Genomic DNA, 17457 nt, shown 5'->3' with positions numbered 1-17457 from the left:
TAAGTGGAAATATTAATGAAAAAAGATAATAATCTAGAACATCAAAAAAAAGCTAGTCGGAAAATTATTATTGGTAACGTAGATGGGGAATCCTTAGTGGGTGAAACAAAAAATCACACTCCATACATGTTAGCAAGTGCGTCTATAGTCGCAAATAGATTAAGTTGGTTTGTGGAAGAGGGTGATATTCTTTTACTTCCTTATTCTATTTCAAGAGAATTTCAAGAATATATGTGTAAACTTCTAAGGATTAATCCGGACAAGATTAGTATATTATCTCCACCTGATTCTGAGGAGGAGAAAACAAAATTACTAACATTTGATATATTAACAGATGAGAGATTATATGAAAAAGTAAGGGGATTAGCAGGAAGTAATGATTCCATAGGGATTTTACCATATTATTTTGACCGTGCAGTTGCACAATTTGCACAACATATGAATACAAACGTTTATCCACATACAGTTGAATTTCTATTACAAGGTGGGTCTGAAGTACTAAATAGTAAAGTAGAGTTTAGAAGAATTGCAGCTTCCCACAATATTCCTGTAGCAGAAGGGATGAATTGTTATTCTAAAAATGAGCTTCAAAAGGCCATTCTAGCCCTAATAACAAAAACAGGTTCTGTAATTGTAAAGCAAGATGTAAATGCAGGGGGAGATGGAAATATAGTTTTAACGAAAAACATTGATAAAAAGGAATCTAAAGGTGCCTTTGAAACAATTTATTACGATCCAAATATACCTATAGAAGAGACCGTTTCTTATTTATGGAGCAAACTAATAGGATTTCGCAACACAGCATTAGTAATAGAAGTATATTATGAAACGGTGGGAGTTTACTATTCAGAACTTGCCGTTTCAAGACAAAATTTACGACCTTTGTTGTTAAATTTTGGAGATATGAGAATGGAACCAGTATGGAATGGTTTTGAAATTCCTACTTCAAACATGGACCCATATACATTAGCAGAATTTATTTCAAGTTCTACTGCATTGGCAAATGTTGCTCGTGAACGTGGATATGAAGGTAATATTAATATTGATGGATTATTAACAGATGATGGGAAGCTAATGATTAGTGAAATTAATGGTAGAAATGGTGGATGCAGTCATATTCATTATTTAGCTCAAAAATTATACGGGGAAAATTACGCTAAAGATTACAAAATCCTTACCAGAAATAAAATTAAAGCTGGGAAAAGCCTTGCAAAATTATTGGATTTATTACAGCAGGATAATTTATTGGTAACGAAGGAGTATCAAGAGGGCGTAATTATTTTAACTGAGGATTTTGCAAGAACTGAAACTATTGAATATATGGTTGTGGGTAAAGGGGATATAAATGCAAAAAAAATAGAAGATAAGGCACTTCATCTATTCGAAAGCCTTAACAAGTAGGATTTTATTCAGAGATTATAATCAAAGGTAAGTGTTTGATAGAAAGTTATTATTGTGAAAATATTTTTTTGTTGAAAATAATGGTTATATCATTAGTAATTACTTCGTCTGTATTGATTTATTCTTTTACAGAGGTAACACATCAATTTTATTAAAATAGTTTAGATTATAGGAATGCTAAAAAAATAATATTAGGAGGGATAACAAATGAAAATTGGAATTATGGGTTGGGATCATGAAGAATACGAATCAAAACAACTAGATGAAATAGCAAAGGAATTGGGTTATGATAGTTTATTATTTAGTCTACAGGATGTCAAAATGACTGTAATAAATAATGATTTTAAATTAACAGTGTTTAATGTAGATTTAAAAGAATTTGACACTATTATATCAAGAGCGCAAATTAGGCCAGAATACTATCAACAGGATTTAGAATTATTGAAAAGCATTCAGGAGTATACAGATTGTATAAATGAGAATTTCGATAATTACTATATGTCGGAAAGTAAAATGATTACCCAAAAACTATTAACTAAATGTGGTGTGAATGTTCCAGATACTTTTCTAGTTCATTCAGTAGAGGAGATAAAAAATTTATGGCTGACATATAAAAATATAGTTATAAAGCCGTCATTTGGTTATGGTGGGACTGATGTAGAAAGAATTAATGAAGATTTTGAGAGTTATTTACCTATTGTAGAAAATTTATTATCAAAGTACAAAAACCTTTTAGTACAACAATATATTCCTCATCCTGATGGGGATATACGAGTTACTACAATGGGGAATGAAGTATTTTATGCATTTAGAAGAATTCCTAATGAAAAAACATGGAAAGCAAATGTGGCAATGGGAGCAAATATTGAAGTTGTAAAAGATTATACATTATTAAAAGAAATAGCTTTAAAAGCTTCTAATGCTATTGGTCTATCCTTATCTGGAGTAGATATTATTGAGTACAATAATCAATTTTATGTGTTTGAAGTAAACAATTGTCCAGGATGGTATCCTTTATCTGTTGAAGAGGGTAGAGAAATATGCAAGGAAATCATTGAATATAGTATTAACTTAGCAAAAGGTAGGTTGGTACTAAAATGATAAAAATAGCTGAAGATTTAACTTCATATTTCAAGGAAAACGAAGAAAATGCTATAAAATATCATAATAAAATTTTTTCAGAGATTATAGAAAAAAGACTTTTTTATTTTAATACACAAACACCTATTTTTTCAGTTCCAATTGTCCAAAAGAAAGAGGAATTAGAAAAGATAAATGTAGATTGTAAAACAATTTTGGATTTAATTGTATCGCTTAATCAACGTTTGTCCAAGGAAGACAACGCTCAATTATTTGATAAATTAGGGTACAGCGTAGAAGAAAGAGAGTTGATAGAAACAACACTTCATAATAATGATGGTATGTTAGCAAGAAGTGATATGATTTTAGAAAACAGTGGCTATAAAATTATAGAGTTTAATGTTGAAAGTAGTGTTGGTGGTACTGAAATTGGCAATTTGAACAACATGATATTAAAAGAGGGTTTTTTTGATTCTGATAATTGGAAATTTAAAGATCCAAACAAAGAAATAGTAAAAGTATTTAAAGATATAATAAATAAAAATAAATTAAATAAAAAACAAGTGACAATTGGGATAATGGATTGGTACCCTGACATGATGCAATATATATATGCTCATGAGGAAATGAAGCAATTATTTATAGCTGAAGGGTTAAAAGCCGTGATATGTCACCAAGAAAATATAGAAATTAGAGAAGGAAACTTATTTACTCAAGGCGAGAAAATTGATATTTTATTTCGACTTTTTTTATTAGATGATATCAAAGGCGATAAAGGGGAGATTAAGAGAATTTTAGAATTATGTCGTTTAGATAATCTAATAATCACCAATGGTATTCATACGGATTTATATAGCAATAAGGGTAATTTTGCTTATTTATCCGATTTAGAATATCAATATATGTTTAATGAGGAAGAAAAACAAGTTATAAATAGATGTATTCCTTGGTCTAGATTTCTTGAAAAAGATAAATTAGTTAATTATGAAGGTGAAGATTATTTACTGCATAATTTGCTTATAAATAAAAAAGATACCTTTGTCCTTAAACCCCTAAGAGGATATGGGGGAGATGGTGTTGTTATAGGAAAAGGAATGAATCAAAATGCATGGGAATTACAGCTAGCAAATATTTTTCAATCAAATAGAAAATACCTTGTTCAAGAAAGGGTAGAATCCCCAAAAATTTTAATGCCGTATGTTGAAGATGATAAGGTGTCATATTTAGATACTGAAATCAATTATGCAACTTATATTTTTAATAATGAGTATTCTGGAACATTAATACGAGGTATTTCAAAAGATAAAAATACTGTAAACAACATAGCACATGGAGGCTTAATGGGAAGCTTATTTTATATATAAAGGTAAGATTCGAATGATTTAAGATATACATCAATTAGGATCCCAAATTGAAGCAATAGAGTAAGTAAATGAAGAGGGATGATAATAAGATTGGTCACTTTACATTTGAAAAAGGAAAGGAAGATTTTCAAAGTGCCTACGATGAATCAATGGCACTTCTTCCAAAACCTAACGATACGAAAGATATAGAAAAGAAATATGGCATAATTTGTGCTTATTATTTTACTAAAGAGGAAAACAAACATAAGGAACCAATACTCTTACTCCCTGGACGTGGTGCATCTACTCCAATGTGGGTACCTAATTTAGAAGGTCTAAGAGAAAATGCATCTCACGCAATCAATGGTGAGTTCTCTAACGCAGTTAATGCTAGGATCCTTGATTTTGTAGAAAAGCATTCTAATGATAACTAAGTTGAAAGTGGAAAATATGTTGTAATAACAACTTCATCTCTATATAGCTATTTAGGGGATTTTTATTTTTGCACATGTTAAAATCTGAGCCTGATGGGTATGGAACATGCCCACAATGTATATTTTACTTCTTCTATTTTCATGAATATGTATAATTACATGAAATTTCAGTGAAAAAGAGAGTATACTTTCGTATTGTGTAATAAAGATAAAGTCTGCCTACGGAAATAGGCGGGCTTTTTTTACTTATAAAGAAAAGACAACCTTTAAGGTGTCTTCCTTCGATTTGAAACATTTTACTAAGTTAAGTTTTTGTGATAATAAACTCTTTTAATTGGAATGAACCTACGCAGTACATCACTTTATTTTTAAGCATCATTCTCAACAAAAGTGAATATTTTCATTATCCTTTTCACTACAAAGGGTAGTAATTTAGAAGCTAAAAATGCAAGTACGAAAGCAATTCCCCATGTTTTCATCCATGATTTGAGAAATAAAGCTGTATATCCAACATTCATTGAAACCATGACGAAAGAGATAATACTAGATATACCTAAAATCATAAAGATATTAAAAATTAATGGTTCGAATTTTTTATTGATTTTCAAAATTAACACCTATTTTCTATATATGCTTTGCTGCCCGATTTCACCAACATCTAATCTTACAGTTTGAAATCTAGGTTGTCCAGCTTGTTGTACTTTTCTGCAATAGGAACAATAGGTATATAACTAAAGCGTAAATAAACGTCTTCATAATATATCATTAATATTTCTGCTTTGGATGATAAGGAGCAGAACTCGATAGGCTGTATGAAGAGAGAAAGAATCCCCTTAAAGGAGATCCTTTTTACATTATTAAAAGAAATCCTTCATCATTTTAGCATCTTTAATATTCATTATCACACCTTCTACCTTATCTTTCTTCTCATCTTTAGTGATTGTAATTTGTTCCTTATTATCAACCCACACAAGAAATTCTTCTTTTGAGTCATCTTTATATGTAACGGTAATAGTAGAATGTGCAGATTCTCTCTTTTTTTGATCTAAAGTGATTGTTTTAGGTGTTCCATTTTGAACTGCTGAAACGATAGATTTTATCATTTCTTCGTTATCTGTTTGAGATTTGGAAGTAGTATGATTTGTTGTTTTTAGTATTTCAATATCTGAAATATTTGCGGAGTTTAATTGAAAGGTATGTTGAGTGCGTTCTTGCTTAACTTGTGAAGCTTTATCTGTAGCCGAGGTGCTTGTACAACCTATTAAAGTGAAAGATAGAGCGGTTAGAGCGCATATAGATATGGTTTTTTTCATAGTATCCCTCCTTAAGTTTAATTATAACAATTTTCTTTTATTTTAGGTGGTTATTGTAAGAAGAAGATGTTTTAAAGTGGTAAATGATGTTGTTCATTTTCTATTAAAATTAAAATTCACATAACTTTTTTCATATTTTATGTTTAACATTTCGAAAATAGGTGTACTACATATAATATAACAAATAATTCATTTTAAAGGAGGAAGTTAAAGATGGAAACGAAGTATAGTAAACCTTTTGTATATGAATTTATTACGGAGAAAGAGGTCATGAATGCGGCGAATGATCTAGTGAAGAAAGGAATAGACCAAAAAGATATTTACGTGTTAACACATGAGAAAGAGAGGACAGATAGAATCGCAGATAATGCAGACGTGAACACGATTGGAATAAAAGAGGAGGGACTTGGGACAAGTATTATTAATGTCTTTCATAAAACGGGAGATCAGTTAAGAAATAAGATGCAAGAGTTAGGACTTAATGAGGAAGAAGCTAACTTTTATGAAGAAAAGCTGGATGAAGGAAAAATCTTGTTATTCGTTAAAGATTTAGAAAGAGTCGGTGAATGGTTACAAGAAAGAAGATGCATGTATTCTATTTAAATTTGTATCCTGTAAATCTATAAATCTATTACGAAAAGGAGATTGTAAATATGAGTGAGAACGGACTAAAAGAACAAATTACAGGTAAAGTTGAAAAGAAAAAAGGACAAGTAAAAGAAGGAATTGGTGAAGTTACAGAAGATAGAGAGTTGAAAAATGAAGGGAAGTGGGAAAAAACGAAGGGAACGATAAAAGAAAAAGTCGGAAAAGTGAAACAAAAGATAAGCGATGAATTGGATAATAAAGAATAATATATGTTCATCAAGCTTTGGTTACATACTAAAGCTTGATGAATCCAATATAAAACGAATATAGGAGGTTTAATTGTGGGACTTATTATTACGTGTATTGTAGGTGGACTTATTGGTGCGTTAGCTGGAATGATTACAGGAAAAGACTTTCCGTTAGGTATAGTTGGTAACGTGATTGCCGGATTAATCGGATCTTGGGTAGGTAGTGCGTTATTTGGTCATTGGGGTCCTGAATGGGGAGGCATCTTTATTCTTCCGGCGTTATTAGGTGCAATCGTCTTTATTTTAATCGTTACATTCTTTTCTAGAATGCTACGGAAAGCGTAAGTATGGTAATGAATAGTAATCTTGGGTTTATTATATATAACTATAAAGTGAATAAACTGATAAATATACATAAAAAAGCATCCAATTAAACTAATTTGGATGCTTTTTTAATGTAATCTACATAGAAATGAGTGGAGGATGAAGAACCCCCACTCATTAAAATTACACTTTCTATTATGTATTAAGCCATCGTTACTTTTTTACAACTATTTATTCTTACGACCTGCCGTGGCTCTATATGAGATAAGTCCTCGTTATTACCTATATCAACTACAATTGTATTCGTTAGTATGTTAATAATGGAACCAACTAATTTTGTAGCATGATCGTGTCGATAAGAAAATTGAACGAAATCTCCCTTTTTAAAGTTGTGCTCTTCCATAGATAGATCCCCCTAAAAATAATGTTTATACATTATACATACACAAATTTATAAAGTTTAAACATTTGGTAGTATTTTTTTAGTATTAAGCTGAGAAAGGTGTAGAAAATTTATTTATAATTAAAATGAAAAAATATGTTTAAAACTAATTTTTAAGGGTAATTAAATAGTAGTAGTTTGAGATAAGGGGGCGGAAATGATGAATTTGGAAATAAGTATTTTGCAAAATGATGTAGGTTATACGGTACAACTTAATGGTGAAATTGATGCATATACAGCATCAGATTTGAAAAATAAGATCATGCCTATTGCAAGTGAAAAAGAGGTTCATATTGTAGTAGATTTTGATAACGTAGATTATATGGATAGTACAGGCTTAGGAGTTTTTATAGCTTTATTAAAAGCAGTTAAGAGAAATGATGGGAAGTTAGAGTTTACTGGTGTGTCTAAAAGGCTAAAAAGATTATTTGATATTACAGGGCTAACAGAAATATTAAATTTGAATTCGGATTTTGAAAAAGTAGAAAGAAGGTGACTAGGGATGATGGAGAGATTTGAAAAGATAGAAATGAAAATTCCTGCAAAAGCAGAATATGTGGCTATTATTCGTTTAACAATGGCTGGTGTTGCGAATCGAATGGGTTTTGCTTATGACGATATAGAAGATATGAAAATTGCTATTAGTGAAGCATGTACAAACATTGTACAACATGCATATAAAGAAGACGTTGGAGAAATTACAATTGTCTTTGGCCTATATGAAGATCGATTAGAAATTATGGCCGCGGATAATGGAGTTAGCTTTGATTTTAATAGCTTAAAAAGTAAAGTTGGTCCGTATGATATTAATAAACCAGTAGAGTATTTGCCAGAAAATGGTTTAGGTTTATATTTAATCAATACGTTAATGGATGATATACAAATTATGCATGATGAGGGCATGACAGTTTTAATGACAAAATATATACAAAGAGAGCAGGTGGAGAATGATGGAAATCCAATCTCAACCTACAAATCTTACTAAAGAAGACATTATTAAACTAATTGCAGACTTCCAACAAAACCAATGTGATGAAGCACAGGAAAGATTGGTTAATCACTATAAAAATCTCGTATATTCCATTGCATATCGCTATTCAAAAGGTGGGCCGATGCATGAAGATATTATACAAGTAGGAATGTTAGGGCTCTTAGGTGCAATAAGAAGGTATGATTATTCGATAGGGAATGCTTTTGAGCCGTTTGCAATACCTACAATAGTAGGCGAAATAAAGAAATATTTACGTGATAAAACTTGGGGTATTCACGTTCCAAGGCGAATTAAAGATTTAGGCGGGAAGATTAAACTTGCGATAGAGGAGCTAACAGATCGTTTGCAGCGTTCACCCAAGATTATAGAGATTGCAGATCATTTAGGACTATCCGAAGAGGAAGTGCTAGAAATTATGGATGCGAAAAATAATTATCGCGTATCTTCCTTAGATGATGTAGTTGAAAATTCATCTGATGGCAGTTCGGTAGCGAGGATTGAATCTGTAGGTGAAGTAGAGCAAGGATATGAAGAGACAGAAAGGCGTCTCGTTTTAAAGGATATTTTTAACGTATTAAATGAGACAGAAAAGAGTGTTATTCATTATATATTTGGAGAAAATTTAAATCAAAAAGATACAGGGGAACGGTTAGGTATTTCACAAATGCACGTTTCTCGTATTAAAAGACAAGCGATAAGTAAATTGAAGCAAGCAGCATTTTTAGATACATAAAAATTTAAAATCATTATGTTTAAAACATGAGAAAAGGGGTAGTTATTAAGTATAGGAGGAGATATAAAAATGTCACACGATGTGAAAGAACTAATCGAAGGATTGAATGAAGATTTAGCAGGAGAATACTCAGCAATTATTATGTATAACCATAATGCAGCTACAGTTTCTGGTATATATAGACAAGTGTTAAAACCTTTCTTTGAATCTGAAATTAGTGATGAACAAGGACATGCCCTATATTTAGCAGAGAAAATTAAGACGTTAGGTGGTACACCTACTACGATCCCTTTACCAGTGAAACAAGTAGAAGATGTTAGAGAAATGTTAGAATCCGCTAGACAATCAGAATATGAAACAATTAAGCGTTATGAAACGAGAAAAGAACAGGCAGCGAAATTAAATATGACAGAATTAGTTGTAAAGCTAGAAGATATGATTGCAGATGAAACAAATCATATGGAAGAATTAGATCGTCTTTTAAATGATAAAGCAATGGTGTTAAATTAAAAGTAGAAATTTATAGAGTGAAAGAACAAATTCCTATTTCTAGGGGTTTGTTCTTTTGTTGTATAAAAAATATATATGAGTAGGAAATTTTCATTTTGTAACTGAGTATGTAATACTAGAAAAATAGAAAATGATAATAGATTTACATTTTAAATAAGAAAAGGGGAAATAACTTGTGTCCATTTTAATTGTTGATGATAATCCGGTTAACATATTTGTAATTGAGAAGATTTTAAAACAAGCCGGATATCATGATCTTGTATCGCTCAATTCTGCACAAGAGCTCTTCGAATACATACAGTTTGGAAAAGATTCTTCCAGGCATAATGAAATTGATTTAATACTATTAGATATTATGATGCCTGAAATTGATGGACTTGAAGTTTGTAGGCGATTACAAAAAGAGGAGAAGTTTAAAGATATTCCTATTATTTTTGTTACAGCTTTAGAGGATGCAAATAAATTGGCCGAAGCTCTTGATATGGGGGCAATGGATTATATTACCAAACCTATAAATAAAGTTGAACTATTAGCACGTATGCGTGTAGCGTTACGCTTGAAATCGGAATTAAATTGGCATAAAGAACAAGAAGAAAATCTTCGGAATGAATTAGATTTAGCTACGCAAGTACAAAGAAACTTATTAAGTAGCCCATTAAGAGAAGATCATATAAAAATTGAAGCAAGTTACTTACCTTCATTTAAACTAGCTGGAGATATGTATTATTGGTATAAAATCGATGAAAATCGCTACGGTATTATATTATTAGATGTGATGGGACATGGTGTATCTGCTTCATTAGTTTGTATGTTTATTTCGTCTGTATTACGTGAAACAATTAAATGTTTAATTGATCCAGAACTCGTTATTAAAGAATTAAATAAATATATGACTCTTTTACATAATGAAAATGATAATATTCCCTATTATTTTACGGCTATATACTTAGTTGTTAATACAGAAGATAGAACAGTTGAATATGTAAATGCAGGGCATCCTTCTGGATATGTTTTAGTTGATGAAACAAATGTAGTTGAACTAGATCGCGGGAGTTGTGCGGTAGGATTTTTTGATGAAATAAAAGTTAAAAAGACAGTTATACCTTTTGAGAAGAACGCTCAAATATTATTGTTTACAGATGGTGTTCTTGAAGCAATTGCAAATGATGAATTTGAGGCTGAAGAGAAATTACGTACTTTTACAGAAAGAAAATGGGGAGATTTAGAAGAAGAGATAGAAGGGTTTTACAAGGAAGAACAAAAGAAAGCGCAATCAGATGATATGTGTCTAATTATGATACAAACAAATGCGAAATAAAAAGCGTATGAAATCCAAACAGAGGATTTCATACGCTTTTATTGTATTTTTTGATAGATTTGTTCGTTCGGATTAAATTGGATATAATGCGGCATTATATCGGAAAAACGTAGAGTTTCTTTATTTCCTAAACATAGGAATCCATTGTGACCTAAGCTTTCATAAAATAGTTGTTGTACTTGGTTTTGAAGTTTACTCGTAAAGTAAATTAAAACGTTACGGCAAAGTATAATATGAAATTCGTTAAAAGATTGATCAGTTACTAAATTATGCTGCGCAAAAATAATGTTTTGTAAAAGTGACGGATTAAAATAAGCAAAGCGATTATCTGTTGAATAATAGTTAGAAAATGCTTGTGTACCGCCAGCTTGTAAATAATTTTTCGTATAAGTTTGCATTTTATTTAACGGAAGGATAGCTTGTTTTGCTTTTTCTAACACATTTGTATTCATATCTGTTGCGTAAATAACAGCTTTTTCACTTAATCCTTCTTCGTGAAGTAAGATGGACATGGATAATACTTCTTCACCAGTTGCGCATCCAGCGTGCCAAATTCTAATTTCAGGATACTTTTTTAATTCAGGAATGACATGCTCTCTTAGCGCTTTAAAAAAGTTAGGGTTACGGAACATTTCAGTTACATTAATGGAGAAATCATTTAATAACTGTTCTAAAAACCCTTCCTCATGAATTACTTTTTCAATTAACTTTGAAATGGTTGGGATATTAGAGATCTGCATTCGATTACAAATTCTTCTATAAATAGATGTACGAGCATATTGGCGGAAATCGAAGCCAGATAGTTTAAATACCGCTTCTAATAGTAATTCAATTTCTAAGTTCGTACGCTTATCCATATCTACAGATGGATCAAAATTATAATACTTATTTTCCACTTAAACTAAACCTCACTTATTTTATTAACCATACACTCATTACCGAATAAAGTTGATGTAAATTTAATGGTTTACTTATATAATCTGAAGCACCAGCAGATAAACATTTCTCTTTATCATTTGGCATTGCTTTCGCAGTTAATGCGATAATAGGTATTTCATGTAACCCTAAGTTCATTCGGATATGTTCCATCGTTTCATAACCGTCCATATTCGGCATCATAATATCCATTAAAATAAGGTCAATATTTGTATTGTTTTTTAGTATGTCTAAACACTCTATACCATTTTGTGCAGTAATAATGTTGGCATGTTGTTTTTTTAATGCATTTTGTAATGCAAATATATTTCGGTGATCATCATCGACAATTAAAATAGTTTTCTCTTGGAAGACGTTATTTGTTTCTGGAGTCACGATAGTCTCTTCCGCAACTTCAGCAGGAATAACATCTTCTATCGTTGCTGCAACTTCTAAATTGGATAACTGTATATCATGTAATCCATTTGGAAGGTTAGGAATATATACAGTGAAAGTACTGCCTTCTCCTACATGACTCTCTAACGTAATCCAACCACCTAACAATCTAGCAAATTCTTTACAAATAGATAATCCTAAGCCTGTACCACCATATTTCCGAATCGTTGCGCCATCTGCCTGTTGAAAGGCTTCAAAAATAAGTTGATGCTGTTCTTTAGCGATACCAATACCAGTATCTTTTACCGAAATTTTCATCCAATCATTACTGATAGATTGCATATCAGGACTTAAATTAGTTGTTTCTATTGAATCGAAATGTAAAGAAACGGATCCTGTTTCCGTGAATTTAAATGCATTGGATAATAAGTTTTTAATAATTTGTTCAATCCGTTTTGCATCTGTATAAAATAAATCAGGAATTGTATCACTATCTTCAATCGTAAATTCGACATTTTTTTGTGCAGCTATATGTAAAAAGTTTTGATGCATACTTGCTGCCATGTCATTTATATTTGTTGCTTCAAAAATTACATCTAGTTTCCCAGCTTCTACTTTCGATAAATCTAGTATGTCATTAATTAAAGTAAGTAAATCTTTCCCTGATGAATGAATGACGGTTGCTAATTCAATTTCATCGTCGGATAAATGATTATCATGATTTTCTTTTAACATTTCAGATAATAGTAAAATACTATTTAACGGTGTGCGTAATTCATGTGACATATTTGCTAGAAATTCAGATTTGTATTTTGAGCTACGTAATAACTCACTTGCTTTTTCTTCTAATTCTGATTTAGTAATTTGTAAGTCAGCTGTCTTTTGCTCCGCCTCTTCCGTTCTAGACTCTAGTTGTTCATTCGTTGTTCGTAATTCTTCGGCTTGCATTTGTAGTTCTTCAGCTTGCGTTTGTAATTCTTCTGATTGAACTTGCAGCTCTTCTGTCATTGCTTGTGATTCATGTAAAAGAGTTTGAATTCGCATACGTCCCATAATACTATGGATTGTCAAACCTAAATTATCAACAGTTTGTTGAATTAAATCTTGATGCAAGTCTGAAATCTCAGTTACACTTACTAACTCCATTACTGCAATTACTTCATCCTCAAATAAGATAGGGATGACTAGTAGGTTTTTAGGGCGTATTTCTAATAATCCAGTAGTAACGTAACGGAATTCTTCAGGTATATCCCTGAGAATAAAACTTTTCTTTTCTAAAGCAGACTGTCCAATGAAACCTTCACCCATTTTAATAGACTGTTTTCCAACATCAGGACCTTGACCAGCGAAAGAAGCTTTCTTCACATAGTAGACAGTGTCTTCAATTTCTTCACGAACATAAAATGCACCGCAAGAAGTTTGCGTTTTTTGTATAACCCCACTAAGAATTTTGTTACCTAACATCTCAATAGAAGATACACCTTGATACATTAAAATTAATTCTGCAAGCTCGGTTTGCAACCACTCTCTTTTCGATATTTCGTCTAGTAAGTGGTTCGTTGTGTGAGCTAGATCTTTTATTTCATCACGTGTGTTTACATGAATTCTTTCCGTAATTTTTTCTTTAGAAGAAATGGATTTAATAGCTTGAATTACATTTTTAATCGTTTTTGTAATGGAATTCGAAATATAGAGTGAAATGATAATAGAAATACAAGAAAGTAAGAACAATAAACTGTATAACCAAATCTCTAATTTATTATTTTCAGTATCTAATTGTGCTGCTCTTTTTTTCGTTAATTGCTCCTCAGTGCTACGGAAGTTAGTTACCTGTGACTGTAAGGACTGAATTTGAGTCGTGTCGATTGTTTGTACATTATTACTATTATTATTTGTAATGAGTGGGTGAATCTCTTTATTAATCCAACTAGTAATGTTTTCGTTAATCTGTTTTAATTTTTCTTGCTGAGATGGGTTATCCTCTAATAATGAGAAAAGATCTTGATAATGTTTTTCGTAATCCTTTTCCGCAGCGTTAAGGGATTGAACGTAATTTGCATCATTAGAAGTGATAAATCCTTTCGTTTTATTTTCAATTGTGAGTAAATCTTTCTCCACTTGATTCGTTAAATTAAGAACTTTAAAATCGTGCTCAATAATAAAATTACGAGATTTTTGTAAACTGGAAATCTCATTGTTTAGCATAATGAAAGAAATAAGTAAGAACAAAATGATAACTAAATAACCAGCCATAATTTTGTAACGAATACTAAATTTTGCTTTCGATTTCATCAAAAATTCCTACCTTCAAGATTATTAAAAGTTTTCAATCGTAAAGAATGAAAACGTAATATATATTATATCAGTTTTCGTAAGGCCAAACTAGAAATCCCCCTATTGTATTAGGGGGTTCGTTTTTCATAGAGGAAATCATGTTGAAATATAAAACTATATATGAAAAGTAACAATCGAGGGAATAGGGGGATCATAAAACTTTTAAGCAGGAAAAAGTGTTCTTAAAGCTTTTTTTGCATCTATTCCTTCAAAGATAAATAATACAAGTTCTTTCTTTTTGACAGTAAGGAAAAAGGATACTAATGTGCTTAAGTTTTTAATAGAAGTAAGTGCTCCATGTTTACCTATAAATACATTCGTTTGAAATGTTGTCATTAAAGCATAAAAATGATGAATCTGCGTTATTGTAGGTGTTTCATTATAAGAAATAGTAGTAGATTGAATGACATTCATCGTAATATTCCTTTCCATATAGTAAGCATAACAATATAAACATACCCGTTTTAAAAAATGTTAAACATATAAATAAGAAAAATATAATTATAGTTTTTTTACGTTTAGAAAAGGTTAGGAAGGGTATACATATACTACAAAGAGATTAACTGAAGATGAATTGTAAGATGTCTATGTTTAGTAGATTAGTCTATCAAAATATACTTTTACTTTAAATAAAAAGGAGCCTGGTATACATGAATGAAATGATGATTAATATTACATTTGATTTAATTTACTTGTTAAGTAGTTCACTTGTAGTGCTTTTACTATTCGCTTTTTTCGTAAATGGTTATGTTAATAAGAAGATTAGTGTATACAGAAATGAAGAAAAATAAAGATACATTATATAAAACTTTAGGAGGTTAATAGTTATGAATGTAGATAGAAAAATAGTAGGTGTTTTTAGAACAATTGATGATGCGGCACTCGTTATTAATGAATTAAATGATAAAGGATACTCAGCAAATAACATTTCAGCTATTGCAAAGGATCAAAAGGAAATTGAACATCTGGAAGAAAAATCGGGTGAAAAAGTGAATAGCGAAACTGCACATAAAGCAGATATCTTTTCAGCGACAGGGCTCGTAGCTGGAGGAGTAGCAGGCGGACTCGGTGGTTTATTAACAGGTCTTGGTATACTTGCCGTTTCTGGAATGGGTCCAATCGTAGCAGCAGGACCAATCGCAGCAGCTATTGGAGGAGCCGGTATTGGCGGAGGAGCTGGAAGTTTAATAGGAGCATTTATAGGATTAGGAATTCCAGAAGAACATGCTAAAAAGTATGAAGAATACATTTACAATGGCAATATATTAATTTTAGTAGATGCAAAATTAGATGATAAGTTAGAAATCTATAAAATATTTGATAAGCATAATGCTTATAACTCTGATTTCTTTAAATAAAATGTAAACAAAGTAAATATTATTTTTGATCTTACAACTTTGGCGCGACCGAGGAGTCGTATGACTATAAGAGAGGAAGGGCTTATAGTAAAAGATCAAGTCCTATTATGATATTGAGCAGGGAAGAGGTGTCTATTCGTGATTGTAAAAATATTAAAGGATAGTAGTAATAGTTTCCTTTGTACAGTTCAAAATAAAAATGGAGATCAGTATGTGAAAAAATGGTTTAGTAAACATGAAAATAATAAAGAATTAGGGCGACCAACTTTTAAAGAAGTAGAAAAGGATTGGAAAGAAAATAGAGAATCGTTTATGTATCCCAATATTAAAGCGCTTTATTAAAATGAAACATAAAGCGCGTTTTATTATTACAAAATTGTCACACTCCTGTAAGGTAATTCAATAGATTAGTTACTTTTTCCATGTCATAATAAAGATATAAGAAAGCTAATCAAAAATTATAATTTATAGGAGAGTGTCAGTCATGATTGTAACAACAACGTCTGGAATTCAAGGTAAAGAAATTATTGAGTATATCGATATTGTAAATGGTGAAGCTATTATGGGTGCAAATATTGTCCGCGATTTATTCGCTTCTGTTCGTGATGTTGTCGGTGGTCGTGCTGGTTCGTATGAAAGCAAGCTAAAAGAAGCTCGTGATATCGCAATGGATGAAATGAAAGAACTTGCAAAACAAAAAGGTGCGAACGCTATCGTTGGTGTTGACGTAGATTACGAAGTTGTTCGTGATGGAATGTTAATGGTTGCTGTAAGTGGTACAGCTGTACGTATATAAGTAAATAAAAAACAGGCTCACCCCTTGAAGTTTATGCTTTGAGGGGGTTTTTTGTTTTTAAGTTATAGAAGTAAACTCCAGTTGTAAGGGCGAGATGAAAAAAGAAACAGTGATGCTACATATATGTAATGTGAGTGCAAACTTTATAATAAAGTTGTTATTTGAGATAATGGAAGAATTAGTGGTATAAATAACTTTATAGATAATAATCAAAATAGAGAAGACAGAATGTTCATGGATGGAATGGTTAAGGGGATTTTCCAATCTGTAATAAAAAACCGAGGTACCGAGAGCGGTTTACAGATGTCTACTACATAAAATTTATAATGGATTGGGGGCAATTTTTATGTTTTGGTTAGGAGGCTTTTTAGGATACATTGTAGGTTCTATTACTACATGTGCGCTACTTTACTTTGGTTATAGAGCCGAGAAGAACAAAAAAGCGGATATGCGAAAGAAAGAGGAGAGAAACATCAATAAAAAAGGTGTATAGGATGTGGAAGAAAAATTGATAACATTGATGCAAAAATAAAGGACAGTTACATATTTTATATGATCACTATGTACTGTCCCGCTTATTCCTTGTGGCTTAACAAAAATTTTTTGCTGTCTTGCTATAAAATTCATAGGCGAAAAATCCAAATAAATAGCCTATTCCGGATCCTAAACTAATTGAAAGTAGTAAAGAATCAGGAGAAAATATGCCGACAATAATACCGATCAAACACCCTAAAAGCATTGCCATTGGTATTAAACTGTCTAATAAAATTTGAGCCTCATTTGATTTTTTCTTACCCAAATTGCCGTGCTTATATTTATGTTCCAATCTTTTTATTACAAATACTACAATCCCCCCGACTAGTATAATAGGCCAAATTGCCGAAATTAGCCACATGTTAGAAGCTCCTTTCACCTTTCAATATAATTGTACCA

General features: G+C 31.2%; 23 protein-coding genes and 1 pseudogene. 17 read left to right on the top strand and 7 right to left on the bottom strand.

What is annotated here, in order from left to right:
* Window positions 1-3 precede the first annotated feature (3 nt).
* The 4 genes and pseudogenes from MR143_RS26420 to MR143_RS26405 form a co-directional block, all read left to right on the top strand.
* Complete coding sequence (locus tag MR143_RS26420) at window positions 4-1401, top strand: preATP grasp domain-containing protein (RefSeq protein WP_000404416.1); 1398 nt, start codon at window positions 4-6, stop codon at window positions 1399-1401.
* 207 nt (window positions 1402-1608) lie between these two features.
* Window positions 1609-2502, top strand: coding sequence for an ATP-grasp domain-containing protein (locus tag MR143_RS26415; protein WP_000689988.1), 894 nt, complete (start codon window positions 1609-1611; stop codon window positions 2500-2502).
* Complete coding sequence (locus tag MR143_RS26410; protein ID WP_000589954.1) at window positions 2499-3845, top strand: hypothetical protein; 1347 nt, start codon at window positions 2499-2501, stop codon at window positions 3843-3845. Before MR143_RS26415 ends, MR143_RS26410 begins: the two co-directional genes overlap by 4 nt.
* A 68-nt stretch (window positions 3846-3913) precedes the next feature.
* Window positions 3914-4168: pseudogene (locus tag MR143_RS26405) on the top strand (carboxylesterase); the annotation flags it as partial.
* A gap of 458 nt (window positions 4169-4626) precedes the next feature.
* On the opposite strand, the gene MR143_RS26400 reads toward MR143_RS26405, so the two are convergent.
* Together MR143_RS26400 and MR143_RS26395 are read right to left on the bottom strand one after the other, a co-directional pair.
* A complete protein-coding gene (locus tag MR143_RS26400) occupies window positions 4627-4866 on the bottom strand; it encodes a DUF2798 domain-containing protein (RefSeq protein WP_000700225.1) in 240 nt (79 codons plus the stop codon).
* Window positions 4867-5115: 249 nt separating this feature from the next.
* Complete coding sequence (locus MR143_RS26395; protein WP_000751338.1) at window positions 5116-5571, bottom strand: hypothetical protein; 456 nt, start codon at window positions 5569-5571, stop codon at window positions 5116-5118.
* Window positions 5572-5784: 213 nt separating this feature from the next.
* Between MR143_RS26395 and MR143_RS26390 the strand changes: the two genes are divergently transcribed.
* The 3 genes from MR143_RS26390 to MR143_RS26380 all read left to right on the top strand — a co-directional run bounded on the left by MR143_RS26390 (window position 5785) and on the right by MR143_RS26380 (window position 6752).
* The gene (locus MR143_RS26390) at window positions 5785-6174 is read left to right on the top strand and encodes a YflT domain-containing protein (protein ID WP_000448805.1); all 390 of its coding nucleotides are present in this window, start codon (window positions 5785-5787) and stop codon (window positions 6172-6174) included.
* Window positions 6175-6224: 50 nt separating this feature from the next.
* Window positions 6225-6425, top strand: a complete 201-nt coding sequence (locus MR143_RS26385) for a CsbD family protein (protein WP_001293464.1) — start codon at window positions 6225-6227, stop codon at window positions 6423-6425.
* A 75-nt stretch (window positions 6426-6500) separates the two neighbouring features.
* Window positions 6501-6752, top strand: coding sequence for a GlsB/YeaQ/YmgE family stress response membrane protein (locus MR143_RS26380; protein ID WP_000522902.1), 252 nt, complete (start codon window positions 6501-6503; stop codon window positions 6750-6752).
* Between the two features lie 181 nt (window positions 6753-6933).
* On the opposite strand, the gene MR143_RS26375 is transcribed toward MR143_RS26380, so the two are convergent.
* Entirely contained in the window at window positions 6934-7134 is a 201-nt protein-coding gene (locus MR143_RS26375; RefSeq protein ID WP_000390997.1) for a hypothetical protein, read from the bottom strand.
* 196 nt (window positions 7135-7330) lie between these two features.
* Here MR143_RS26375 and MR143_RS26370 point away from each other — a divergent pair, with 196 nt between their 5' ends.
* From MR143_RS26370 to MR143_RS26350, 5 genes are all read left to right on the top strand, one after another.
* Window positions 7331-7669: an STAS domain-containing protein gene (locus MR143_RS26370; RefSeq protein WP_002163875.1), complete on the top strand. Its 339-nt coding sequence runs from the start codon at window positions 7331-7333 to the stop codon at window positions 7667-7669.
* Window positions 7670-7675: 6 nt separating this feature from the next.
* Window positions 7676-8158: an anti-sigma B factor RsbW gene (rsbW, locus tag MR143_RS26365; RefSeq protein ID WP_002163876.1), complete on the top strand. Its 483-nt coding sequence runs from the start codon at window positions 7676-7678 to the stop codon at window positions 8156-8158.
* A complete protein-coding gene (gene sigB, locus MR143_RS26360) occupies window positions 8121-8897 on the top strand; it encodes an RNA polymerase sigma factor SigB (protein ID WP_002163877.1) in 777 nt (258 codons plus the stop codon). Before rsbW ends, sigB begins: the two co-directional genes overlap by 38 nt.
* 69 nt (window positions 8898-8966) lie before the next feature.
* On the top strand, window positions 8967-9407 hold the full coding sequence (locus tag MR143_RS26355) for a ferritin-like domain-containing protein (protein ID WP_000017755.1): 441 nt from the start codon (window positions 8967-8969) through the stop codon (window positions 9405-9407).
* A 175-nt stretch (window positions 9408-9582) separates the two neighbouring features.
* On the top strand, window positions 9583-10725 hold the full coding sequence (locus MR143_RS26350) for a fused response regulator/phosphatase (protein WP_000025519.1): 1143 nt from the start codon (window positions 9583-9585) through the stop codon (window positions 10723-10725).
* A gap of 38 nt (window positions 10726-10763) precedes the next feature.
* On the opposite strand, the gene MR143_RS26345 is transcribed toward MR143_RS26350, so the two are convergent.
* From MR143_RS26345 to MR143_RS26335, 3 genes are all read right to left on the bottom strand, one after another.
* Window positions 10764-11621 carry a CheR family methyltransferase gene (locus MR143_RS26345; protein ID WP_000429029.1) on the bottom strand — a complete coding sequence of 286 codons (858 nt, stop codon included), beginning with the start codon at window positions 11619-11621 and terminating at the stop codon, window positions 10764-10766.
* 16 nt (window positions 11622-11637) lie between these two features.
* Window positions 11638-14328 (bottom strand): ATP-binding protein, encoded by a 2691-nt coding sequence (locus MR143_RS26340; RefSeq protein WP_000836702.1) that lies wholly within the window; start codon window positions 14326-14328, stop codon window positions 11638-11640.
* Between the two features lie 204 nt (window positions 14329-14532).
* Window positions 14533-14784 (bottom strand): hypothetical protein, encoded by a 252-nt coding sequence (locus tag MR143_RS26335; protein ID WP_001100943.1) that lies wholly within the window; start codon window positions 14782-14784, stop codon window positions 14533-14535.
* A 236-nt stretch (window positions 14785-15020) separates the two neighbouring features.
* Between MR143_RS26335 and MR143_RS26330 the strand changes: the two genes are divergently transcribed.
* The 5 genes from MR143_RS26330 (at window position 15021) to MR143_RS26310 (ending at window position 17017) form a co-directional block, all read left to right on the top strand.
* On the top strand, window positions 15021-15161 hold the full coding sequence (locus MR143_RS26330) for a hypothetical protein (protein ID WP_001004571.1): 141 nt from the start codon (window positions 15021-15023) through the stop codon (window positions 15159-15161).
* Between the two features lie 36 nt (window positions 15162-15197).
* The gene (locus tag MR143_RS26325) at window positions 15198-15728 is read left to right on the top strand and encodes a general stress protein (protein WP_001100094.1); all 531 of its coding nucleotides are present in this window, start codon (window positions 15198-15200) and stop codon (window positions 15726-15728) included.
* A gap of 138 nt (window positions 15729-15866) precedes the next feature.
* On the top strand, window positions 15867-16070 hold the full coding sequence (locus MR143_RS26320) for a DUF4028 family protein (protein ID WP_000635853.1): 204 nt from the start codon (window positions 15867-15869) through the stop codon (window positions 16068-16070).
* 142 nt (window positions 16071-16212) lie between these two features.
* Window positions 16213-16524 carry a YbjQ family protein gene (locus tag MR143_RS26315; protein ID WP_000637511.1) on the top strand — a complete coding sequence of 104 codons (312 nt, stop codon included), beginning with the start codon at window positions 16213-16215 and terminating at the stop codon, window positions 16522-16524.
* Window positions 16525-16870: 346 nt separating this feature from the next.
* The gene (locus tag MR143_RS26310) at window positions 16871-17017 is read left to right on the top strand and encodes a hypothetical protein (protein WP_000498642.1); all 147 of its coding nucleotides are present in this window, start codon (window positions 16871-16873) and stop codon (window positions 17015-17017) included.
* 96 nt (window positions 17018-17113) lie between these two features.
* On the opposite strand, the gene MR143_RS26305 is transcribed toward MR143_RS26310, so the two are convergent.
* Complete coding sequence (locus tag MR143_RS26305) at window positions 17114-17419, bottom strand: hypothetical protein (RefSeq protein ID WP_000266257.1); 306 nt, start codon at window positions 17417-17419, stop codon at window positions 17114-17116.
* Window positions 17420-17457: the final 38 nt, after the last annotated feature.

Source organism: Bacillus cereus group sp. BfR-BA-01347 (assembly GCF_022663835.1).
Classification (GTDB): Bacteria; Bacillota; Bacilli; order Bacillales; family Bacillaceae_G; genus Bacillus_A; species Bacillus_A thuringiensis_K.
This window is presented reverse-complemented; position numbering and strand designations above follow the sequence as displayed.